We start from the raw sequence: 22,011 nt of genomic DNA, 5'->3' as shown, positions 1-22,011 counted from the left end.
CCCGCTTTCAGTTGGCCACCAGCCAACTTCCTGGGCGCGCTGCCCTTGCCGATTGCGGGCGCGGTGGCGGCATGGATGCCGCCATCGCATCCGCATGGACCGGTTCACGCCGTGTCCGGCGAGCGGTGAGGGCATCGCGCGCACGACCAAACAGACTTTTGACTGCATCCCAAATTGCGGCCAATAAAACCACTGCGCTCGCCACCAAGCGGGTGCCCACCACATTTTGACAGCCACTCCTAGCGCAACTGCAGCACCGTGCGCATGTACAGGTCGATCAACGCCGGCTTGTCCACGCGCAGACAGGCCTGCACATTGGGCGTACCGGCACCTTCGCGGGTATAGCCTTGCGCATCCACGTCCAGATGCAGTGGCGTGATCGGGCACAGGTCGGGGCGCAGCAGCCAGGCCACCGGCACCACATCGAATAACGTGGGCGTGGCACTGGCCCAGGGCTGGTCGGTGTTGCGCCACTGGTAGTACAGCTGCGTGAGCGCATCGGTGAGCCCGTCGCCGTGCGCAAACAGCGCGATGCGCTCGGGTTCTTCCAGCGTGATCTGGGTGGCGTCCAAGGGCAGCAATACGATCGGCACGCCGGTCGCGAACACCCGCTGCGCCGCCGGCACATCGGCCAGGATGTTGTACTCCGGCGCCGGCGCGCTGGCCGGCCGATAGGCCGACTTTCCGTAGCCGACGCGCACCGAACCGCCCATCGCCACGATGCGCTTGAGCTTGGCAAAGCCGGCCGGGTCGCGCTGCTGCGCCACTGCGGCGTCGGTCATCGGCCCCAATACCAGCAAGGTCACCTTGCCAGGGTACAGGCGCGCCTGCTGCAGGATCATCGCGGCCGCATCCGGCAGCTTGTCGGGCAACTGTCCCCTGGCGGCCCAGCGCGCCTGGCTGAAGGGGATCGCGCTGGTGGTGCGTGCGCCCACCGCCAACGCAATTTCGCTGCGCCCGGCCTGCTGCAACAGGCGCTGCAGCAGCTGTGCCCGCAAGCTGGTGTCGCCCCATGCCGATGCAATGCCCAGCACCTGCAGCTGCGGGCTACGCAACAGCAGCCCGAGCGCGAACGCATCGTCGATGTCGTCGCCAATATCGGTAGAGACCACCAGCAACTCGGGGGACGTCGATGTCGATGTCGATGTCGAGGTGGGCGTGGGCGCCGGCTGCGCGGCAGTGGCGGCAGGTGTCTGCGCCCATGCCACTGCCGACGCACACCACAGCCCCAGCATCCACCACATGTTTGGCCATCCACGCTGCATGCATCCACTCCTGCGACCATAAAAAAACCGCCGGCATGATAGCCGGCGGCTCGATAGTGCTACGCCAAAACGCCGATCAGAAGTTGGCGCGGAACTGCGCACCCACGATGCGCGGGTCGTTGATGAAGCCGGTGAGGTTGTTGAAGTCGATTGCACCGGTCACGCGGATCTGGTTGGTGCAGTTGCGGCAGAACACCGACAACTCGTACGCACCCGCGCCCCAGTTGTAGCCGATCTTGGCGCCACCTTCGACCAGCGGCTGGCCGGTGAACTCCTTGGAGTCGTACAGGAAGAAGTTCACTTCGCTGCGGTAGGACCAGTCGGTGTAGAAGAACAGCTCGCCGTCGTTGCCCATCGGAATGCCGTAACGCAAGGTCGCATTGGCCATCCACTTGGCTGCCTGCGGCAAATCGTTGCCGTCGATCACCGCGCGGCCTGCCGCGTTGATCGGGTCGGTGACGGTGCAGGTGCGGCAGATGCCCACCGACAGGTTGGGGTCGTCGATGCGGGTCCAGTTGTAGGCGCCGCCGGCGGTCACGCGCAGGTTCTGGGTGAGCAGCGCCTCGAAATCGAACTCGGCGCCGCGCGCCTTGGTCTTGTCGGCGTTGAGCAGGCGGATGTCGTTGGACGCGCCGCCCACCGCGGTGAGCTGCTGGTTCTTCACCCGGAAATCGTAGATGTCGAAGCTCAGGCGCGCGCGATTGTCGAACAAATCCGACTTGATGCCGACCTCGAACGAATCCACCGTCTCCGGCTCGGCTACCGTCAGCGGCGCGGTGCCCGACGGCACGCCGAAACTGGCGCCGCGGAAACCGCGTGCGGCACGTGCATACACGTTGACGTCGTCGTTGATCGAGAACGTGGCCGCCAGATCGCCGGTGACCTTGGAGTTGTCGGTCTCGCCGCTGGACGGTTCGACCAGGGTGACGCGATCCAGCGCCAGCACGTCGAAGGTCTTCTTGTCGTAGGTGTAGCGGATGCCGGCGCGCAGGTTCAAACGGTCGCTGGCCGCGTAGTTCAACGAGCCGAACGCCGCCCAGGAGGTGTTACGCTGGCGGGTCAGCTGATAGCTGGCCAGATCACCGCCACTGAGGGTGTTGTAGGTGTAGTTTTCGCCTTCCACATCGTCGTGGAAGTAGTACAGGCCGGCCTGCCAGTTGAGCGGGCCGTCGTACTGCGATTCGGCGCGCACCTCCTGGCTGTACTGATCCAGGCTCTTGATGCCCCCGGCGGTTTCCACCGGGAACGGAATCACGCCCGGGCCCGACGGCGGTGCGAACACCGCGCCGAAGCCACCGTCGATATCGCCACGGCTGTAGTACTTGCCGATCCCTTCGTAGGCGGTGATCGAGTGCAGCGCGACGTCGCCCAGATCCCAGGTCAGGTTGGCGCTGCCGCCGTAGGTCTGCAGTTCCTGCGTGTTGGCACCATCGATGAAGGATTTTTCCGCATCGAAGCCATCCACCAGCTGGTTGGTGCCGGGCTGGATGATGTTGGCGCGGAACAGCCGCGCGGTGCCGTCCAGATGGCGCGCATGCGCATTGAACAAGGCGCTGAAGTCGTCGCTGGCCTGGTACAGCAGCTGCAGGCGCACGGCCGAATCGGTATAGCCTTCCAGATCGCGGCCGTCGCGGTTTTCCACCCAATCGTCGCGGCGTTGGCCCAGGGTCGACAGACGCGCTGCCCAATGGTCGCCCATCGCGATGCTCAGGCCGCTTTCCAGGGTCATGGTGCCGTAGGTGCCGTACGACAGGCTCGCGTAGCCGTCATTGGCGCCGATGGTCGGCTTGACCGAATTGAACTTGACCACGCCGGCCGGCGTATTGCGGCCGAACAGCGTGCCTTGCGGGCCGCGCAGCACTTCCAGGCCTTCCAGATCGAAGATCGGGAAGCCCTTCAGGAAGGCGTTTTCCTGCACCACGTCGTCATAGATCAGCGACACCGGCTGCGAGGCATAGGTGTTGAAGTCCGTATTGCCGTAGCCGCGGATGTACACGCGCGGGAACACACGGCCGTTGGACGATTCGATGTTCAGGCTGGGCGCCTTGCCGGCCAGCACGCGGATGTCCGAGCCGCTGGTGGAGATGGCATCCAGGAATTCCGGGCGCAATACCGATGCGGAAACCGGCACGTCCTTGGAGTCTTCCGAACGCCGCTCGACCGTGACCTTGACCGCATCCAGACGCACGACGCCGTCGCCGCCGGGCGCCTGCTGGGCAGCGGCTTGGAGCGGAAGAAAGGAAACGATGGCAACGGCAAGCGCGCTGATCTTGAGCGACCGGCTGGCGGACATGGGAAGAACTCCGGATTCTGGTGGCGGGGCGGCCCGGCCTGCGTGCCGCGGTGCAACAGAATTAACACGATTTACACAAATATGGCAGAGCGCGTGCGAAAAAGTTTCCAGAATTCGAAAAAGCGTTCGAATTAATGCAACAGCACCGTGCGTTTTTCACGACGACGAGAAAGCACGCTCGGTTAGCGATGCTGGCCATGTTGTCCTGCGCTGTATGGCCTGCGCCAGTTGCCTAGGGCGCAACCCAGTAACATCGATCAATGGCATCGGAATCACATCCAGCATGAGGAGACACGCCGCACTCAAACGCAGCTGCGTTGGCTTCCAACGCGTCCGCCCGGACATGCCGATGCGGAGCAGATCCGGCTGACGCGGGCAGCGCGACGCCGGCTCCGCATTCGCGACCGGGCGCGCCCGACCGACGCGATGCACATCTCGCACACCAGCACCAAGCAAGCGCCTCGCACGCCAGGCATGTATCGCGTGCAGCCACGCACGCCAACACCTTGCGCAGGCTTACCCAACCTCGGCAACAGGCGCCGGTACCCTGACCCACCCCTCCATCAGCACCCGCGCACTGCGGCTCATCAGCGCCTTTGTCACCTGCCACTGGCCCTCGACCAGCTGCGTCTGCGCACCAACCCGCAAGGTGCCGGACGGATGCCCGAAGCGCACCGCCGAGCGCGCCGCACCGCCGGCAGCCAGATTGACCAGCGTGCCCGGCACGGCCGCAGCGGTGCCGATCGCAACTGCTGCAGTGCCCATCATCGCGTGATGCAATTTGCCCATCGACATCGCACGCACCAGCAGATCGATTTCGGCCGCGTGCACCGGCTTGCCGCTGGATGCGGTGTAGTCGGCTGGCGGTGCCACGAAGGCGACCTTGGGCGTGTGCTGCCGCGTCGCGGCGTCTTCCACCTTCGCAATCAACCCCATCCGCACCGCCCCATGCGCGCGCAATGTCTCGAACATGGTCAAGGCGCGCGGGTCGCCGTTGATGGCGTCCTGCAGCTCGGCCCCGGTGTAACCCAGGTCTCTCGCGTTGACGAAGATGGTGGGAATGCCCGCGTTGATCAGCGTGGCATCGAGCGTGCCCAGCCCGGGAATTTGCAGTTGATCGATGACGTTGCCGGTGGGAAACATCGCCCCGCCCTCGCCTTCGGCATCGTCGGCCGGGTCGAGAAATTCCAGCTGCACTTCGGCCGCGGGAAAGGTCACGCCATCCAGTTCGAAGTCGCCGGTTTCCTGCACCACCCCATCGGTCATCGGCACATGCGCCACGATGGTCTTGCCGATATTGGCCTGCCAGATCCGCACCGTGGCCACCCCATCGCGTGGCACGCGTGCGGGATCGACCAAGCCGCTGGCGATGGCGAACGGCCCCACCGCCGCCGACAGATTGCCGCAGTTGCCGCTCCAATCCACGAACGCACTCTCGATGGACACCTGCCCGAACAGGTAGTCCACATCGTGCCCATCGCGCGTGCTGGCCGAGACAATGACGCTCTTGCTGGTGCTCGAAGTGGCCCCGCCCATGCCATCGATCTGCTTGGCATACGGATCCGGGCTGCCGATCACCCGCAACAACAGCGCATCGCGTGCAGCCCCTGGTTGCTGCGCGGCCACGGGCAGATCCTGCAGACGGAAAAACACGCCCTTGCTGGTGCCCCCGCGCATGTAGGTGGCGGGGATGCGGAGTTGGGGAGCGAATGCCATGAATATTCCTTGGAAAACGACGTGCGGACGTGATGTGAAACATGTTGCGTGATGCATCTGTACGAACTGGCCAAGCATCACCATAAGGATCGCAACACGCCTTCCGACTCAGGTCATAGCGGTAGTTGCGCCTGCTCCGGCATGAGGCCCTCAGGTTGTAATGGCCAAGATCCGATGGGTACATAGCGGTACGGTCGCCCACCGCCTTCGACCAATAGCACCTCAGTGGCGTGCCAGGTGATGGGCACAATTGGCTGGTTGAGCTTACCGGGCGCTGCATAGCTAATCGTTACGTGCGGCGTATGTCCGCCCCCTGCGTGTAGGCCTTCCGCACGCAGCGCCGCTGTGATGGCAGCCTGCAATGCAACGAAGGCAAATGGAACGCCCTCTGCCCGGAATGCCCAATGCACCGGGTCTGTTCCGCGACTGGTGATCCGGTTCAAGCACAACGTAACGGCCTGGGCATCGAGACGATCGCCAGCGCGCAGCATTGCCGCACGCGCAACTGACCCTTCAAACCGATCCGAAACCGACTGATGCCAGTTGCCTGGATCGAAGTACGCGTCACCAAGCAGTGCATCGAGGCGGTGTGCGGCCACGGCACCGGCCATCGCTTCAAGCACCTGCGGTGGCGGCTTGAGCATGAAGATCAATCGCGAAGAATCGGCCATGATGCTGCCCTATGCCGCCTTGTTTGCCTCGAGAAAATCCTGCGCAAACCGCTGCAAGACACCACCGGCTTCGTAAATCGACACTTCCTCTGCAGTATCCAGACGGCAGGTCACCGGCACCTGCAGTTGCTCGCCATTGCGCCGGTGGATCGACAACGTCAGCGTGGCGCCGGGCGTGCGCTCACCCACCACGTCGAAGGTTTCGCTGCCATCGATGCCCAGGGTCTTGCGATCGGTGCCCGGCTTGAACTCCAGCGGCAGCACGCCCATGCCGATCAGGTTGGTGCGGTGGATCCGCTCGAAGCCTTCGGCGACGATCACTTCCACGCCGGCAAGCCGCACGCCCTTGGCTGCCCAGTCGCGCGAAGACCCCTGCCCGTAATCGGCGCCGGCAATGATGATCAGCGGCTGCTTGCGCGTCATGTAGGTTTCGATCGCCTCCCACATGCGCAGCACCTGGCCTTCCGGCTCAAGACGCGCCAGCGAACCAGCCTTGACCTGCCCATCGACCACCGCCATTTCGTTGATCAGTTTGGGATTGGCAAAGGTGGCGCGCTGTGCGGTGAGATGGTCGCCGCGATGGGTGGCGTAGGAATTGAAGTCCTCCTCCGGCACGCCCATCTGCGCCAGGTATTGCCCGGCCGCACTGCCGGCCATGATCGCGTTCGACGGCGACAAATGGTCGGTGGTGATGTTGTCGCCCAGAACGGCCAACGGGCGCATGCCGCGCAGCGTGCGCGCACCGGCCAACGCGCCTTCCCAATACGGCGGGCGCCGAATATACGTGCTGGCCGGGCGCCAATCGTACAACGGGTTCACGCTGATTCCGTGCCCCACGCTGCGCTTGAACATCGGGTCGTACACGCTGCGGAAGTGTTCCGGCTTGACGCTGCGCGCCACCACCGCATCGATCTCGGCATCGCTCGGCCACAGGTCCTTGAGCGTGACCGGCACGCCGTCGGCGTCGATGCCCAGGACATCCTTTTCGATATCGAAGCGCACCGTACCGGCAATGGCATAGGCAATCACCAGCGGCGGCGATGCGAGAAACGCCTGCTTGGCATACGGATGGATGCGGCCATCGAAATTGCGGTTGCCCGAGAGCACTGCCGTGGCATACAGATCGCGATCGATGATCTCCTGCTGGATCGCAGGATCCAGCGCACCGCTCATGCCGTTGCAGGTGGTGCAGGCAAACGCCACGATGCCGAAGCCCAACTGCTCCAGCTCGCGCAGTAAACCGGCTTCTTCCAGGTACAGCTGCACTGCCTTGGAGCCCGGCGCCAGCGAGCTCTTCACCCACGGCTTGCGGGTCAAGCCACGCGCATTGGCATTGCGCGCCAGCAAACCGGCCGCGATGACATTGCGCGGGTTGGAGGTATTGGTGCACGAGGTGATCGCTGCAATGATCACGGCGCCGTCAGGCATCTGCCCCGGCACCTGCTCCCACGCACGGGCAATCCCACGCTCTGACAGTTCGGTGGTGGCCACGCGCTTGTGCGGATTGGACGGCCCGGCCATGTTGCGCACTACGCTCGCCAGATCGAACTGCAGCACGCGCTCGTAGTGCGCGGTGGCCAGATCGTCGGCCCATAGGCCGGTATGCCGCGCATAGATTTCCACCAATGCGACCTGCGCATCGTCGCGACCGGTCAAGCGCAGGTAATCGATGGTTTGCTGGTCGATGTAGAACATCGCCGCCGTCGCACCGAATTCCGGCGTCATGTTGGAGATGGTCGCGCGGTCGCCGATGGTCAGCCCACGCGCACCATCGCCATAGAACTCGAGATACGCCCCAACCACGCGTTGCGCGCGCAGGAATTCGGTCAATGCCAGCACGATGTCGGTGGCAGTGATGCCCGGCGCCGGCCGGCCGGTCAATTCCACGCCGATGATGTCCGGCAGGCGCATCCACGAGGCGCGCCCCAGCATCACGTTCTCCGCCTCCAATCCGCCCACACCCACCGCGATCACGCCCAGCGCATCCACATGCGGCGTATGACTGTCGGTGCCCACACAGGTATCCGGAAACGCCACGCCGTCCAGCGTGTAGATCACCGGCGACATCTTCTCCAGATTGATCTGATGCATGATGCCGTTGCCTGGCGGGATCACTTCCATGTTTTCGAACGCGCGCTTGGTCCATTCGATGAAGTGGAAGCGATCGGCATTACGCCGATCCTCCACGCTACGATTCTTGGCAAAGGCCTGCTTGTCGAAGCCGGCGTATTCCACTGCCAGCGAGTGATCCACGATCAACTGCACCGGCACCACCGGATTGACCTGTGCCGGGTCGCCGCCCTGCTCGGCAATGGCATCGCGCAAGCCCGCAAGATCCACCAATGCGGTCTGGCCCAGGATGTCGTGACACACCACCCGTGCCGGAAACCACGGAAAATCCAGATCGCGCTTGCGCTCGATCAACTGCCCCAGGTACGCCTCCAGCATGTGTGGCTCTGCACGCCGCACCAGATTCTCGGCATGCACGCGTGCGGTATACGGCAAGCTCGCATACGCACCGGGCTGCAGCGTATCGACGGCGGCGCGTGCATCGAAGTAATCCAACGAGGTGCCCGGCAAGGGCTTGCGGTACTGGCTATTCATGGCTGGCGATATCACAAGGCGGCCGAGGAGTTTGCATTCACTTTGTCCTTCTCCCGCAAGCGGGAGAAGGTGCCCGACGGGCGGATGAGGGAACGGGGAAACCAGGGAATAAGGCAATGAGGGCCGGTATCGCCCTCATAGCGACTCAAGAACGCTGATCCAGCGGCACGAACACCTGATCTTCCGGCCCGGTGTAATTGGCCGAGGGCCGAATGATCTTGCCGTCCACGCGCTGCTCGATGATGTGCGCGCTCCAGCCGGCCGTGCGCGCCAGCACGAACAGCGGGGTGAACATCGCCGTCGGCACACCCATCATGTGGTAGCTCACCGCACTGAACCAGTCCAGGTTCGGAAACATCTTCTTGATGTCCCACATCACGCTTTCCAGACGTTCGGCGATGTCGTACATCTTGCGGCTGCCCTGTTCGTCGGAGAGCTCGCGCGCCACGTCCTTGATCACCTTGTTGCGCGGGTCGGACACCGTATACACCGGGTGCCCGAAGCCGATCACCACTTCCTTGCGCTCCACCCGCGCCTTGATGTCGGCCTCGGCTTCGTCCGGCGTGTCGTAGCGCTTCTGCACTTCGAACGCGACTTCATTGGCGCCGCCATGCTTGGGACCACGCAGCGCGCCGATACCACCGGCGATGGCGCTGTACATGTCGCTGCCGGTGCCGGCAATCACGCGGCAGGCAAACGTGGATGCATTGAACTCGTGCTCTGCATACAGGATCAGGCTGGTGTGCATCGCGCGCACCCACGAGTCCTTGGGCGCAAACCCGTGCAGCAAATGCAGGAAATGCCCACCGATGGAATCGTCGTCGGTCTCCACCTCGATGCGCTTGCCGTTGTGGCTGTAGTGATACCAGTACAGCAGCATCGAACCGAGTGAGGCCATCAACTTGTCGGCGATGTCGCGCGCACCCGGGTGGTTGTGGTCGTCTTTTTCCGGCTGCAGGCAGCCCAGCACCGACACGCCGGTGCGCATCACATCCATCGGATGCGCTGACGGCGGCAACTGTTCCAGCGCAATTTTCACCGCTGCCGGCACACCGCGCAGCGAGCGCAGCTTGGCCTTGTAGCCGCGCAGTTCGCCGCTGTTGGGCAGCTTGCCGTGCACCAGCAGGTACGCAATCTCTTCGAACTCGCTGGTGCTGGCCAGGTCGAGAATGTCGTAACCGCGGTAATGCAGATCGTTACCGCTGCGCCCCACCGTGCACAGGGCCGTGTTACCGGCGGCAGTGCCGGACAAGGCAACGGATTTTTTCGGCTTGAAACCAGGAGTGACAGTGTCGTTCATGCGATGAGCTCCCAAACTTTGTGGTGTCGCGGCGTGGCGTGCGAGGTGGCAATGAAGTTGGTCAGCAGCGCGTAATCATGCGCCTTTGCGCGCAAACAACGCATCCAGGCGCTGCTCGTAATCGTGATAGCCGATGCGTTCGTACAGCTCTTCGCGCGTCTGCATGCTATCCAGCACGCCCTGCTGATGGCCGTCGCGCCGAATTGCGGCATAGACCGCCTCGGCGGCCTTGTTGGCCGCGCGAAATGCCGACAGCGGAAACAGCTGGATCGCCACGCCGGCTTGCGCCAACTGGTCGCGCGTAAACAGCGGGGTCTTGCCGAATTCGGTGATGTTGGCCAGCACCGGCACGCCTACCGCATCGACGAAGCGTTTGTAGGTCTCCAGGTCGTAGGCAGCTTCGGCGAAGATGCCGTCCGCACCCGCTTCCACGCAGGCGATGGCGCGTTCGATCGCCGCATCCACGCCTTCCATCTGGATTGCGTCGGTGCGCGCAATGAGGAAGAACGCCGCATCGGTCTTGGCATCGGCCGCGGCCTTGACCCGATCCACCATCTCGCCCTGGCTCACGATCTCCTTGCCCGGCCGGTGACCGCAGCGCTTGGCACCAACCTGGTCTTCGATATGGCAGCCGCCCGCGCCCGCCTTGATCAGCGACTTGATGGTGCGCTCGATATTGAACGCGCTCGGGCCAAAACCGGTGTCCACATCCACCAACAGCGGCAACTCGCACACGTCGGTGATACGCCGCACGTCGATCAGCACATCTTCCAGCGTGTTGATGCCCAGGTCCGGCAACCCCAGCGACCCGGCCGCCACGCCGCCGCCTGACAGGTAGATCGCCTGATAGCCGGCGCGTTGCGCCAACAGCGCATGGTTGGCATTGATCGCACCGATCACCTGCAACGGCGATTCGGCAGCCAGTGCTGCGCGAAACCGCGTGCCAGCGGAGGGAGTGGACGAGGGCGTCATGGCGGTTCCTTGAGTGGGATAACCGTACAGGCGCAAACACCATGCCAAGTGCAAGCCATTGATTCCTATGGACCTCTGCCGACCGTTCGTTGCACTCATGCAACAAATGGCCCACCATGAAACACCTTTGAAACGCGGCAACGTCATGCGCAGCCCTGTCCTTCCGGAAACCGCAGACGCCTCCTTGCCCATCATCTGGACCGTCAGCGTCTCGCGCCTGACCGGCCTGCTGGCCGATGTCATTCCCGAGTTCGACCAGCGCGCGCGCATCGAGCAGATCAACCTCGGCTTTGCCGAAGCGGTCGAGGTCATCGGCCAGCGCCTGCGCCGCGAGCGCTGCGACGCGCTGGTGGCCGGCGGATCCAATGCGGCGTACCTGCGCAGCCGGCTCGCGCTGCCCTTGGCGCCCATCCAGGCCACCGGGTTCGATCTGATGGAAGCGCTGGCGCGTGCGCGCCGCATTGCGCCACGCATCGGCGTGGTCACCCACGCCACCGATGTGCCGTCGTTCCGCGCGTTTCAGCACAGCTTCGATCTGGAAATCGAACACCGCCGTTTCGTCACCGCCGAAGACGCACGCCACTGCATCGCCGATCTGCGCGCCAGCGGCATCCAGGTCATTGTCGGCACCGGCATGGCGATCGATTTCGCCGAGCAGGCCGGGCTGCCTGGCGTGCTGCTGTATTCGGCCGATTCGGTGCGTCACGCGCTGGAACAGGCCATCACGCTGGGCGTCGCTCCAGGCACCGATCGCTTCGCCGGCCGTACCGCGCCTCGCCGCGCGCGACGCGCCGACGCCCTGCTGGGCGAAGACAGCGCAATGCGGGGCGTGCGCGAGCTGGTGCAGCTCTACGCACCGCATGCCGGCACCGTGTTGATCAGCGGCGAAACCGGCACCGGCAAGGAACTGGTCGCGCGACAACTGCATGCCGGCAGTCGTCGCCGCGGCCGTTTCGTGGCGATCAACTGTGGCGCCATCAGCGAATCGTTGCTGGAGGCGGAACTGTTCGGCTACAGCGACGGCGCCTTTACCGGTGCCCGTCGCGGCGGCCACACCGGTCTGATCGAAGCTGCGCAGGACGGCACGCTGTTCCTCGACGAAATCGGCGAATTGCCCATGCCGTTGCAGACCCGGCTACTGCGCGTCCTGGAAGAACGTGAAGTGCTGCGCGTCGGCGCAACTGTGCCCGTTGCGATCGACGTGCGCGTGGTTGCCGCCAGCCTGCAGGAACTGCAGCAGTTGGTCGAACAGGGCCGCTTCCGCCGCGACCTGTTCTATCGTCTTGCCGCGCTGCGCATTGCACTACCGCCGCTACGACACCGCCACCGCGACATTGCCTTATTGCTTGCGCATTTTTTCCAGCAACTCGGCAGCATGCCATCGCCGCTATCGCCAGCTGCACTGCAATGCCTGCAACAACACAGCTGGCCCGGCAATGTGCGCGAGCTGCGCAATTTGGTGGAACGGCTATGCATTCACTGGAAAGCCCAACCGCACGACAGCCTGAGTTTGGAGCAACTCGGACGCTGGGCGCCGGAATTATTCGATACTCCTCCCGACAACCGCGGCGCACCGCTTGAGCATGCCGATTTGGCGACCTCTCGCCTGCAGCTCACCGCCAGCGCAGTCCGCGCAGCGCTCGACCGCGCCAACGGCAACCGCACCCTCGCCGCGCAAGCGCTCGGCGTCTCGCGCACCACGCTGTGGCGCTGGATGCAGGCGCAGGCGGTGGCGTCGCGTACATAGTGCAAGCGCGAACTCGCACGACTGATCAGACCACACAGGCATGCGCGACCTTCCACACTCAAGCGGCAGATGACGGCATGGCATGCGCGCTCGGCGCATGGATGCCCAGCCCACGCTGACCACCGTGTGCGCCGCAATCAGAAGACATGAGGCAGCTAGCTGGTGACACGATCAACTCGCCTGCCGCAACACCGCGCCTCCATCGCATGCCGTTGACCAAGCGTCTTGCCGTCACTTGACCCGCGTGTACTCGGTATCGCCCGTGCTCAACTTGCCGGTCGCCTCATCGATCGCGTAGTTGACCGTGCCCACCCCGTTGGATACCTGCAGCACGCCCTTGGTCAGCAATGCCGGATGATTGCGGGTCTTGACGCCATTGCCGAACAGCTCCGGTTGGGTGTCGCGAATGATGAAGCTCTCGCCATTGTGCTCGATGCTCAGCACGTGCTTTTCCGACTTCACATTGACCCACTTGCCCACGAATTGCTCGCCCACGTCGCGCGCACACCCGGCCAACAGCAACGTCGCAACCAGCGCACTTCCAAGCAGCGTCTTCATCGCCACTCCATCTCGATCCGGGGCCTTGCAGGATGGCAAGTCCCTGTCGAGCTCGCAAGGCACCCGTCCTAGCGAAAAGTGCTTAAACGCAGCGTCTGGCGCGAATGGTGCCGGACTCCGCTCTCAGTTAAGCACGGCGATACCAGCACCGCAGCTGGTTGCTCTCGCAGTCGATAGGCCAAGCAAACCGTGTAGCGCCCAGTTCAACGATGAACCTGCCTCGTCAAAGTGCTGTCGGGATCGAGCAGATAGATCGCGTCGTTGATGAGTAACAGTTGTTCATTGAGAAAAATGGTCTCGCTGACTGGTAGACCCTGCATCCCAGGAACAAGATCCAGCTGCCGCCACCGAAGCGGCAGCTCAGCCTTACCGAAAGCCCAGTCATCCCTACGATGGGCATATGCGTTACGCAAGGCGCGCAGCAAGACAACCGCGGGCTCACTTTCATCGCTCCGCTTGAGGTCTGATGCCAACGCATACCTCCACATGGCATCAGAGATTTCGACGATTGCTTGACGCGCGGTATATCGAACCACTTCCTGCGCGCGCTCCCGCAACTGTTCCGGGTAAACCTTAAAGGTCCAGTTCACGCCAAGACCGGGAAATGGCTCGGTAGCAATGTAGTCGCCATCGATAATGAGCTCAAAGGGGACCCCTGCGTCCCCAGCCTCCCGCATGTCACGGAAGCCAGCGATCGCATGCCATACCGCCGAGTTGGCGGTGGTGACCGCCTGTATCGCTGCATCGAAAGGTGACTGCGCGCAGTCATATCACCAAGCCTGTGCTTGATGCGCTGCAACTACGAAAAAACCGGCTTTCGCCGGCTTTCGTTTGACACTGAATTCATGGTGGGCGGTACAGGGTTCGAACCTGTGACCCTTGCCGTGTGAAGGCAATGCTCTACCGCTGAGCTAACCGCCCGGTGACGCGAGCCGCACATTATAGGGCAGCGGCGGCGGTCGTCAACAACTGTTTACCTGCTCTCTTTCACGCCAGCCAGATCGCACATTCATCGCACCGGTCTGCCGCGATGACCTAGCAGCTCTACCGCGAGCCTCACTGGCATCTCGCCCTGCCCCTGCCGCTTACATCGTATGCGTCGGCTTGTCCGAGGTGGTCAATCCGGCCAGCAGCGTCTCGATCTTGTTGCGTACCGCCTCGCCTTCCGGGCCGTCGGGGAACTGCACGCCGATGCCGGCGGCGCGGTTGCCCTGCGCGCCGGCAGGCGTGGTCCAGATGACCTTGCCGGCGACCGGCAGACGCTCGCTGGAGTCCGGCAGGGTCAGCAGCAGGAAGACTTCGTCGCCCAGCATGTAGCGCTTGGGCGTGGGCACGAAGATGCCGCCGCCTTTCACGAACGGCATGTAGGCGCTGTAGAGCGCTGGCTTGTCTTTCAACGCCAGCGACAAAATGCCTTGGCGTGCATTCATTGCACTCATCGAGTTCCCCTAGGACGTGGCTGGCGCTCTCCCTCGCGCCAGGACAGCAATAATTCCGTCACTGCCAGGTCGGCGCGGACGGTGGTGCGCAGCAGATCGCGGGTGCGGTTGGCAGCGTCGAACCAGGTCGCCAGCTTGTGCAACCGCGATGGATCGGTCAAGCCGGCCGATGCCTGTGCCAATGCCAGATCGGCAGCATGGCGCAGGCGTTGGTCGGCCTGGCCATCGTTGGTCCACCGCTGCGCGACATCGACGGCGCCAGCGCGCCCACTGGCGATCTGCTCCAGATCCTGCGCAACCGCACGCCGCACGGCCAGGCCATCTTCGCGCAACCACTGCGCGGCCAGGCCGGGGTGGCCGCGCGCGGCGTCCAGCGCTTCCTGCGCGGCGCGCTCGCTCACACCCTGGGACAGCAACCAGGCCAGCGCCTCGTGCGCGGGCGGCAGCTTGAATTCCAGGCGCTGGCAACGGCTGCGGATGGTCGCCGGCAGACGCGCTGGCTGCGCGCTGATCAACCACAGGTAGCGCCCTGGCGAGGGTTCTTCCAGGGTCTTGAGCAAGGCATTGCAGGCCGAGCGATTGATCGCATCGGCCGGGTCGACGATCACGACCTGCGCGATGCCGTACTGCGGGGTCAGCGCGAGTTTCTGCGAAATTTCGCGCACCTGCTCGATGATGATCTCGGTACGCAGTTTGTCGCCGGTGCGATTGGGAATGAACGAGACCAGTTGCAGGTCCGGATGGGTACCGGCGGCAATCAGCTGGCGTGTGCGCTGCGCCAGCGCCGGGTCTGGCGAACTGGCCAGGACGTGCTCGGCCAGGGCCAGGGCGACCGCGCGCTTGCCCAGACCTTGCGGGCCGCAGATCAGCAACCCATGTCCGAGCCGCCCCGCATCCAGCGCAGCCACGGTCTGGTCGAAGGCGCGCTGCTGCCAGGGCGAAAATGCGGCGGTCATGGCGTGGTCTCCGTCTGCGGCGTGCTCGGCAGCCGGCGGCGCTGCATATAGCGCGCTACCGCTGCGTTATGTTCGGCCAACGTGGCCGAAAACGCGTGCGCGCCGGTGCCATCGCCCACCGCCACGAAATACAGCGCTTCGCCGGGCGCCGGCCGCACCGCCGCCAGCAGCGCCTCGCGCCCCGGCATGGCGATCGGCGTCGGCGTCAGGCCGGTGCGGGTGTAGGTGTTGTACGGCGTATCGGTGGTCAGGTCGCGGCGACGGATATTGCCGTCGTAGCTGCTGCCGATGCCATAGATCACGGTGGGGTCGGTCTGCAGCTTCATGCCCAGCTGCAAGCGGCGCAGGAACACCCCGGCGATGAGCGGGCGCTCGGAGGCCAGCGCCGTTTCCTTTTCGATGATCGAGGCCAGGATCAATGCCTGCTCCGGCGAGGCGAGCGGCAGGTTCGGGGCGCGCTGCTCCCAGGCCTGCGCCAATGCCTTGTCCATGGCCGCATGCGCGCGCTTGAGCACATCGATGTCGCTGTCGCCACGCTGGTACACATAGGTCTCCGGCAGGAAGCGTCCTTCCGGATGCTGCTTGGCAAATCCCAGCCGGGCCATCAGTGCCGCATCGTCCAGCGCATTGATGGAATGTTGCAGCGGCGTGGCAGTCGCCAGGGCGGCGCGCAGCTGACGGAAATTCCAGCCTTCCACGATCGTGAAGCGGTATTGGATCACCCGCCCCTGGCGCATGCGCGTCAGCAGCTCACGCGGCGACAGCGCCGGCGACAGCGCCGGCGACAGCGCATACTCGCCCACCTTGAGCTTGCCGGCCGCACCGACCTGGCGCGCCAACAGCTGCCATTCCAGCTCGGTGCCCTGCGCCAGGCCGGCAGCACGCAGTTTGCGCAACGTGGCCTTGAGCGAATCGCCGGGCGCAATCACCACGCTGGGCGCGCTCGCGGCCACGGGGGTATCGGCGAAGTGCAGGTAATGCCGCCACGCCACCACGGCGGCAATCGCCAGTAGCGCTGCAAGCAGCAACACCGTGCCCAGCACGGCCAGACATCCGCGTTTGCCAGTCACCGCCACACCCACCTCGTCATTGCCCCTGCGCCGCGCAGGATACCGCGCGCCGGTGATGTCCCGTTGAAGCGCTCATGTCTGCTCGATCGCACGCAACACGCCACGCGCCTTGGCGCGGGTTTCGTCCAGCTCGCGCTGCGGATCCGAATCCACCACGATCCCGGCCCCGGTGCGGAACCGCACCTGGCGACCGGCCACCTCGGCAGTGCGGATCAGGATATTCAGATCCATGTCGCCATCGCGATTGAGCCAGCCCAATGCGCCGGTATAGGCCCCACGCGCAGTCTGTTCGAGCTCGGCGATGACCTGCATGCAGCGCACCTTCGGGCAACCGGTAATGGTGCCACCGGGAAACACCGCGGCAATTACCTCACCGGGCGTTACCCCGGCGCGCAGGCGCCCGCGCACGTTGCTGACGATGTGATGCACATGCGCATAGCTCTCCACGCACATCAACTCGTCCACCTCCACGGTGCCCGGCGCGCAAAGGCGGCCCAGGTCGTTGCGCTCCAGATCGATCAGCATCACGTGCTCGGCGCGCTCTTTCGGATGCCCCACCAGCTCACGAATACGTGCGGCATCGTCGTCGCCGGCAAACCGCGCGCGTGTTCCGGCGATCGGACGCGTCTGCACCACATCGCCCTGTACCGAGACCAGCCGTTCGGGCGAGGAACTGGCCACTGCACGCCCGGCTGCCACGAACAGGCCGGCGAACGGCGCCGGATTGGCTGCACGCAGGCGCGTATGCAAGGCGGCAGGATCGACCACCGCAGCGAATGCCGCGTGCCAGGCGCGCGAGATATTGGCCTGGAACACATCGCCGGCGCGCAGGTAATCGAGCACGCGCTCCACTGCCGCGGTAAAACGCTCGGGGGCATCTTCGTCCACCGCAAGCGGCCCGGCCCAGGCAGGCAGCGGCGGCAGTGCGGCGCAGGCAGCAATGTCCTCGCCGATCTGCTGCAACAACTCCTCCCGACCCGGCTCTGCCAGCGCCACGCAGCGCCCGTGCAGGCGATCGCGCAGCACCGCTGCCGGCGCGCGCAAGGCCAGCGCGGTGGGCACGCCATCGCTGCGCGTCGGCAACTGCAGAATCGGTTCGACCTGCGCTGCCAACTCGTAATCCAGCAATAGCGCCCAACCGCCGCGAAATGGCCAGGGGCTCGCAGGCGCGTGCGGCACCCGCTCGGCCTGCCAGGCGGCATCCAGCGCCGCCAGGAAACCGCCCTCCAGCACTTGCCCAGTGCCATCGCGCGTGCGTCCGTCCGGATCCAGCCGCAGGCATGGCCCCTCCGCCAGCAGCAGGACATCCCAGCGACCGTGCTCGGTGCCGGAAGCGCTGGATTCCAGCAGGGCCGGATAGCGCTGCGGTGACAGCCGATGCAGCGCCAGCAGGTCGATGTCCGCATGCAGTGATCGGGTAAGCGTCATCGGTCCGGCATGGCGTGAGGTACAGGCGCGCCGCTGCCGTACGCAGCGCACGCGAGGAGTGGATCAACGGTTGATCGCAGGATGGAACATCAACCCGCACGCCGGCAGTGCATGCGGCAGCCAGGCAGATCGCGCGCCAATGACGGCCACGCGACCGATTTGCAGAGTCAAACGCGCTTGAACACCAGCGTGCCGTTGGTGCCGCCAAAGCCGAAGCCGTTGGACATCACCGCATCCACCTGCACCTCGCGCGCGACGTTCGGCACGTAATCCAGGTCGCAGCCGTCGCTTGGCTCTTCCAGGTTGATGGTCGGCGGGATGATGCCGGTGTGCAGCGCCATCACCGAGAAGATCGCTTCCACACCGCCAGCCGCGCCGAGCAGGTGTCCGGTCATCGACTTGGTCGAGCTCACCATGGTCTTGTAGGCGTGATCGCCCAGCGCGCGCTTCATCGCCATCGTTTCGGCCAGGTCGCCCAGCGGCGTGGAGGTGCCGTGCGCGTTGAGGTAGCCGATCTGCTCGGGATTGAGCTTGGCATCGCGCAACGCTGCCGCCATGCTGCGCGCCGCGCCCTCGCCGTCTTCGCTGGGGGCGGTCATGTGGAACGCATCGGAGCTGGCACCGAAGCCGACCAGTTCGGCATAGATGCGCGCGCCACGCGCCTTGGCGTGTTCGTACTCTTCCAGCACCAGCACGCCGGCGCCGTCGCCCAGCACGAAGCCATCGCGCTGCTTGTCCCATGGCCGCGAGGCGCCGGTGGGATCATCGTTACGGGTGGACATCGCTTTCATCGCGCAAAAGCCGCCCACCGAACTCGGCGAGGAGCCGCGCTCGGCACCGCCCGCCAGCATCACGTCGGCATCGCCGTGCTGGATCATGCGCATCGCGGTGCCGATCGAATGATTGGACGTGGCGCAGGCCGATACCGCCGAGAACGTCGGGCCCTTCAGCCCTTTGATCAGGCTCACCTGGCCGGGCAGCATGTTGATGATGGTGCTGGGCACATAGAACGGCGAAATCTTGCGTGCGCCGCCCTCATGGAATTTGATGGTCTGCTCTTCAATGCCGAGCAGGCCGCCGATGCCGGAGCCGAGAATGGCGCCCACGCGTTCGGCATTGCTTTCGTCGATTTCCAGGCCGGAATCGTCCAGCGCCATGAACGAGGCGCCGACACCGTAGTGGATGAACGAATCCATCTTCTTGACGTCCTTGGCGGACACAAAAAGCGTGGGGTCGAAATTCTTGATTTCACCGGCGATCTTGGTGGTGAACTGCGAGGCATCGATCTGCGTGATCGGGCCAATGCCCGAGCGGCCGTGGACGATTCCATCCCAGCTGGTGGCCAGATCATTGCCCAGCGGCGACACCATGCCCATGCCGGTAACGACAACACGACGACTCATTGCAGATCTCCTCACCACGGAACGGACGGTGCTTGGGGTTTGCGGGTGACACTTGAAAAACACAGGGCCGCATCAGCGGCCCCATGGAATGTCTGATGCGGCAGCGGCTCGATGCACGCCGCCGCGATCAGGAACAACGCATCAGCTCTTGACGTGAGCCTTGACGTAGTCGATCGCCTGCTGCACCGAGGTGATCTTCTCGGCTTCTTCGTCCGGGATCTCGCACTCGAACTCTTCTTCCAGCGCCATCACCAGCTCGACGGTGTCCAGCGAGTCGGCACCCAGGTCATCGACGAACGATGCGCTGGTGGTGACTTCCTCTTCCTTGACGCCGAGTTGTTCGACGACGATTTTCTTGACGCGTTCTTCGATGGTGCTCATTGGGGATATCGCTCCAGCTGGAGTAGTGGTGGTTCGAGTTTCAGGATCCCCGCACACGATGTGCGGTGCTCCTGTGAGGGACTCACAAAATGCCATCGCTGCTGCGATGGCCGCGTTGGATAGTGTAGTGGAAGCGACCGGGCCTTGCATTGCATCACAACTCCCGGCCGATCAGCCACTTAGCGCCTCCCGGCGCCGCACGCTTACGGCATGTACATGCCGCCGTTGACGTGCAGGGTCTCACCGGTGATGTAGCGGGCCGTCGGGCCGGCCAGAAACGCCACCGCATTGGCGATGTCTTCCGGCTGGCCCAGATGACCCAGCGCAATCTGTTGCAACAAGGCGGTCCTGGCCTCGTCCGGCAGCGCCTTGGTCATGTCGGTGTCGATAAAACCGGGCGCCACCACATTCACGGTCACCCCGCGCGAGCCAATTTCCTTGGCCAGCGATTTGGAGAACGCGATGATGCCGGCCTTGGCGGCGGCATAGTTGGTCTGGCCCGGATTGCCGGTCACGCCCACCACCGAGGCGATATTGATGATGCGGCCCTTGCGCGCCTTCATCATGCCGCGCATGACCGCCTTGGAGGTGCGGAACACGCTGGTCAGGTTGGTGTCGATAATCGCCTGCCAGTCGTCGTCCTTCATCCGCATCAACAGATTGTCGCGGGTGATGCCGGCGTTGTTGACCAGGATCGAGATGGCGCCGAACTCCTTGCCGATGGCATCGATCAGGCCATCGACCGCAACCGCGTCGGTGACGTTCAGTTCACGGCCGTGTCCGCCGTGGGCCGCCAGACGCTCGCCGATCGCCGCAGCGCCGGAGGTCGAGGTGGCGGTGCCGATGACCGTGGCGCCCTGGGCGGCCAGGGTGTCGGCAATGGCCGCACCGATGCCGCGACTGGCGCCGGTGACGAGGGCGATTTCGCCCTGCAGGGGCTTGCTCATGATTGCTGTTCCTCGATGGGGGACGCCGCAACCGTGGCCGCGAACGTCGAGGGGTGCCGGCACCACCGGCAGCGGCGTTGGATCAGTGCGCCCACGCGTCGAGCGCGCCGGCATAGTCGGCAGGCGTTGCCAGCGGCCGTGCGTCCAGACTCTTGTCGATCCGCTTGATCAGCCCGCTCAGCACCTTGCCCGGGCCGCATTCGGCAACGCGGGTGATGCCCCGGCTGGCGAGCGCCTGCACGCAGCCGGTCCATTGCACCGGCAGGTAGAGCTGCTCCACCAACGCCTGGCGGATGGCCGTGTTGCCTTCATGTACGCGCGCGTCCACGTTCTGCACCACCGGAATCTGCGGGGCGTGCCAGGTCAGCCCGGCCATTGCCTCGCCGAGCTGGTTGGCGGCATCGCGCATCAGCGGGGTGTGCGATGGCACGCTCACGGCCAGCTTGACCGCCTTGCGCACGCCGCGTTCGGCCAGCAGTGCCAGCGCGCGATCCACCGCCGCAGCGTGGCCGCCAATCACGATCTGACCGGGCGAATTGAAGTTGGCCGGCACCACGACGTCGCTACCGGACGCCTGCTCACAGACCTCCTGTACCACGGCATCTTCTGCGCCCAGCACCGCAGCCATCGCGCCGACGCCCGCCGGTGCCGCAGCCTGCATGAACTGGCCGCGCAACCGCACCAGATGCGCACCATCGTGCAGCGACAAGGCGTCGGCCGCGACCAGCGCGGTGTATTCGCCCAAGCTGTGTCCCGCCAGCAGCGTCGGGCGCTGCCCGCGCTGGGCAGTCCACAGCCGCCACACCGCCACGCCCGCGGCCAACAAGGCGGGCTGGGTGTATTCGGTGCGATTGAGCATTTCTTCCGGGCCGCCCTGGGACAAGGCCCATAAGTCGACGCCAGCGCCTTCGGAGGCTTCGGCAAACGTGTCGCGAATCTGCGGGTGCAGTTCGGACAATTCGGCCAGCATGCCCAAGGACTGCGAGCCCTGGCCGGGAAACACGAAGGCGAGAGTGGATTCGGTCACGCGTTGCTGCCTACAAAAATCGAGCCGGGATCATACGTGCGAAATCGCCCCGGCGTCTGTACTGCCGCGTATGCAGATGGCCGCGCGGACGTGTCGCCACTTCGCAAAACCGCACACCGGGCGGGGTCGGGCCGTGCGCGCAACGGCAGCAGTCGCGCTGACGCGCCGCTATTCGGGTTCGATGATGAAAGCGCTGCCGGCGAAGGCGGCGCGGCCAGCGCCCGCAACGCCAGC

Annotated in this window: 18 protein-coding genes, 1 tRNA gene and 1 pseudogene; 2 read left to right on the top strand and 18 right to left on the bottom strand. The window is 64.7% G+C overall.

The window, feature by feature from the left end; genetic code table 11:
- Positions 1 to 5 precede the first annotated feature (5 nt).
- Positions 6 to 187 (top strand): annotated as a pseudogene (locus FLG15_RS23340) (hypothetical protein); the annotation flags it as partial.
- A gap of 52 nt (positions 188 to 239) precedes the next feature.
- Here FLG15_RS23340 and FLG15_RS05365 read toward each other — a convergent pair.
- From FLG15_RS05365 to prpB, 7 genes are all read right to left on the bottom strand, one after another.
- Entirely contained in the window at positions 240 to 1,235 is a 996-nt protein-coding gene (locus tag FLG15_RS05365) for a nucleoside hydrolase (protein ID WP_057679237.1), read from the bottom strand.
- A gap of 106 nt (positions 1,236 to 1,341) precedes the next feature.
- Positions 1,342 to 3,558: a TonB-dependent receptor gene (locus FLG15_RS05360; protein WP_150145641.1), complete on the bottom strand. Its 2,217-nt coding sequence runs from the start codon at positions 3,556 to 3,558 to the stop codon at positions 1,342 to 1,344.
- 516 nt (positions 3,559 to 4,074) lie between these two features.
- Positions 4,075 to 5,274, bottom strand: a complete 1,200-nt coding sequence (gene prpF, locus FLG15_RS05355) for a 2-methylaconitate cis-trans isomerase PrpF (protein ID WP_150145639.1) — start codon at positions 5,272 to 5,274, stop codon at positions 4,075 to 4,077.
- 113 nt (positions 5,275 to 5,387) lie between these two features.
- Positions 5,388 to 5,945 carry a 2'-5' RNA ligase family protein gene (locus FLG15_RS05350; RefSeq protein WP_057679235.1) on the bottom strand — a complete coding sequence of 186 codons (558 nt, stop codon included), beginning with the start codon at positions 5,943 to 5,945 and terminating at the stop codon, positions 5,388 to 5,390.
- A gap of 9 nt (positions 5,946 to 5,954) precedes the next feature.
- Positions 5,955 to 8,549 carry a Fe/S-dependent 2-methylisocitrate dehydratase AcnD gene (gene acnD / locus FLG15_RS05345; protein ID WP_057679236.1) on the bottom strand — a complete coding sequence of 865 codons (2,595 nt, stop codon included), beginning with the start codon at positions 8,547 to 8,549 and terminating at the stop codon, positions 5,955 to 5,957.
- Positions 8,550 to 8,694: 145 nt separating this feature from the next.
- The gene (gene prpC, locus FLG15_RS05340) at positions 8,695 to 9,849 is read right to left on the bottom strand and encodes a bifunctional 2-methylcitrate synthase/citrate synthase (protein ID WP_057677867.1); all 1,155 of its coding nucleotides are present in this window, start codon (positions 9,847 to 9,849) and stop codon (positions 8,695 to 8,697) included.
- A 75-nt stretch (positions 9,850 to 9,924) separates the two neighbouring features.
- Positions 9,925 to 10,821, bottom strand: coding sequence for a methylisocitrate lyase (gene prpB, locus FLG15_RS05335; protein WP_039572867.1), 897 nt, complete (start codon positions 10,819 to 10,821; stop codon positions 9,925 to 9,927).
- A 127-nt stretch (positions 10,822 to 10,948) separates the two neighbouring features.
- Between prpB and prpR the strand changes: the two genes are divergently transcribed.
- Positions 10,949 to 12,568, top strand: coding sequence for a propionate catabolism operon regulatory protein PrpR (prpR, locus tag FLG15_RS05330; protein ID WP_061112160.1), 1,620 nt, complete (start codon positions 10,949 to 10,951; stop codon positions 12,566 to 12,568).
- 231 nt (positions 12,569 to 12,799) lie between these two features.
- On the opposite strand, the gene FLG15_RS05325 is transcribed toward prpR, so the two are convergent.
- The 11 genes from FLG15_RS05325 to fabD form a co-directional block, all read right to left on the bottom strand.
- Positions 12,800 to 13,126, bottom strand: coding sequence for a hypothetical protein (locus tag FLG15_RS05325; protein WP_039572873.1), 327 nt, complete (start codon positions 13,124 to 13,126; stop codon positions 12,800 to 12,802).
- 203 nt (positions 13,127 to 13,329) lie between these two features.
- A complete protein-coding gene (locus tag FLG15_RS05320; protein WP_057677868.1) occupies positions 13,330 to 13,803 on the bottom strand; it encodes a hypothetical protein in 474 nt (157 codons plus the stop codon).
- Between the two features lie 169 nt (positions 13,804 to 13,972).
- Positions 13,973 to 14,047: transfer RNA gene (locus FLG15_RS05315), tRNA-Val, on the bottom strand.
- A gap of 164 nt (positions 14,048 to 14,211) precedes the next feature.
- Entirely contained in the window at positions 14,212 to 14,565 is a 354-nt protein-coding gene (locus tag FLG15_RS05310) for a PilZ domain-containing protein (protein WP_003483889.1), read from the bottom strand.
- Positions 14,562 to 15,521: a DNA polymerase III subunit delta' gene (locus tag FLG15_RS05305; RefSeq protein WP_150145637.1), complete on the bottom strand. Its 960-nt coding sequence runs from the start codon at positions 15,519 to 15,521 to the stop codon at positions 14,562 to 14,564. The genes FLG15_RS05310 and FLG15_RS05305 overlap by 4 nt, the downstream gene beginning before the upstream one ends.
- Positions 15,518 to 16,603 (bottom strand): endolytic transglycosylase MltG, encoded by a 1,086-nt coding sequence (gene mltG, locus FLG15_RS05300; RefSeq protein WP_150145635.1) that lies wholly within the window; start codon positions 16,601 to 16,603, stop codon positions 15,518 to 15,520. The genes FLG15_RS05305 and mltG overlap by 4 nt, the downstream gene beginning before the upstream one ends.
- Positions 16,604 to 16,663: 60 nt before the next feature.
- A complete protein-coding gene (locus tag FLG15_RS05295; RefSeq protein WP_057677870.1) occupies positions 16,664 to 18,019 on the bottom strand; it encodes an aminodeoxychorismate synthase component I in 1,356 nt (451 codons plus the stop codon).
- 167 nt (positions 18,020 to 18,186) lie between these two features.
- Entirely contained in the window at positions 18,187 to 19,422 is a 1,236-nt protein-coding gene (gene fabF / locus FLG15_RS05290) for a beta-ketoacyl-ACP synthase II (RefSeq protein ID WP_017155788.1), read from the bottom strand.
- Between the two features lie 141 nt (positions 19,423 to 19,563).
- Positions 19,564 to 19,803 carry an acyl carrier protein gene (acpP, locus tag FLG15_RS05285; RefSeq protein WP_002814322.1) on the bottom strand — a complete coding sequence of 80 codons (240 nt, stop codon included), beginning with the start codon at positions 19,801 to 19,803 and terminating at the stop codon, positions 19,564 to 19,566.
- Positions 19,804 to 20,006: 203 nt separating this feature from the next.
- Positions 20,007 to 20,750 carry a 3-oxoacyl-ACP reductase FabG gene (fabG, locus tag FLG15_RS05280; RefSeq protein WP_057677871.1) on the bottom strand — a complete coding sequence of 248 codons (744 nt, stop codon included), beginning with the start codon at positions 20,748 to 20,750 and terminating at the stop codon, positions 20,007 to 20,009.
- An 82-nt stretch (positions 20,751 to 20,832) separates the two neighbouring features.
- A complete protein-coding gene (gene fabD / locus FLG15_RS05275) occupies positions 20,833 to 21,777 on the bottom strand; it encodes an ACP S-malonyltransferase (protein ID WP_150145633.1) in 945 nt (314 codons plus the stop codon).
- Positions 21,778 to 22,011 lie beyond the last annotated feature (234 nt).

The organism is Xanthomonas phaseoli pv. dieffenbachiae (assembly GCF_008639345.1).
Classification (GTDB): domain Bacteria; phylum Pseudomonadota; class Gammaproteobacteria; order Xanthomonadales; family Xanthomonadaceae; genus Xanthomonas; species Xanthomonas phaseoli.
Note: the sequence above shows the minus strand (reverse complement) of the source record. Positions and strands in the feature narration are given on the sequence as shown.

Bases quoted from the DNA above. Each gene is read 5' to 3' on its own strand.
- fabF (WP_017155788.1), bottom strand. From the start codon at position 19,422: ATGAGTCGTCGTGTTGTCGTTACCGGCATGGGCATGGTGTCGCCGCTG.
- FLG15_RS05325 (WP_039572873.1), bottom strand. From the start codon at position 13,126: ATGAAGACGCTGCTTGGAAGTGCGCTGGTTGCGACGTTGCTGTTGGCC.
- prpC (WP_057677867.1), bottom strand. From the start codon at position 9,849: ATGAACGACACTGTCACTCCTGGTTTCAAGCCGAAAAAATCCGTTGCC.
- FLG15_RS05350 (WP_057679235.1), bottom strand. From the start codon at position 5,945: ATGGCCGATTCTTCGCGATTGATCTTCATGCTCAAGCCGCCACCGCAG.
- FLG15_RS05360 (WP_150145641.1), bottom strand. From the start codon at position 3,558: ATGTCCGCCAGCCGGTCGCTCAAGATCAGCGCGCTTGCCGTTGCCATC.
- FLG15_RS05295 (WP_057677870.1), bottom strand. From the start codon at position 18,019: ATGACGCTTACCCGATCACTGCATGCGGACATCGACCTGCTGGCGCTG.
- acnD (WP_057679236.1), bottom strand. From the start codon at position 8,549: ATGAATAGCCAGTACCGCAAGCCCTTGCCGGGCACCTCGTTGGATTAC.
- FLG15_RS05365 (WP_057679237.1), bottom strand. From the start codon at position 1,235: ATGCTGGGGCTGTGGTGTGCGTCGGCAGTGGCATGGGCGCAGACACCT.
- prpF (WP_150145639.1), bottom strand. From the start codon at position 5,274: ATGGCATTCGCTCCCCAACTCCGCATCCCCGCCACCTACATGCGCGGG.
- FLG15_RS05310 (WP_003483889.1), bottom strand. From the start codon at position 14,565: ATGAGTGCAATGAATGCACGCCAAGGCATTTTGTCGCTGGCGTTGAAA.
- FLG15_RS05320 (WP_057677868.1), bottom strand. From the start codon at position 13,803: ATGCGGGAGGCTGGGGACGCAGGGGTCCCCTTTGAGCTCATTATCGAT.
- fabG (WP_057677871.1), bottom strand. From the start codon at position 20,750: ATGAGCAAGCCCCTGCAGGGCGAAATCGCCCTCGTCACCGGCGCCAGT.
- prpB (WP_039572867.1), bottom strand. From the start codon at position 10,821: ATGACGCCCTCGTCCACTCCCTCCGCTGGCACGCGGTTTCGCGCAGCA.
- acpP (WP_002814322.1), bottom strand. From the start codon at position 19,803: ATGAGCACCATCGAAGAACGCGTCAAGAAAATCGTCGTCGAACAACTC.
- FLG15_RS05305 (WP_150145637.1), bottom strand. From the start codon at position 15,521: ATGACCGCCGCATTTTCGCCCTGGCAGCAGCGCGCCTTCGACCAGACC.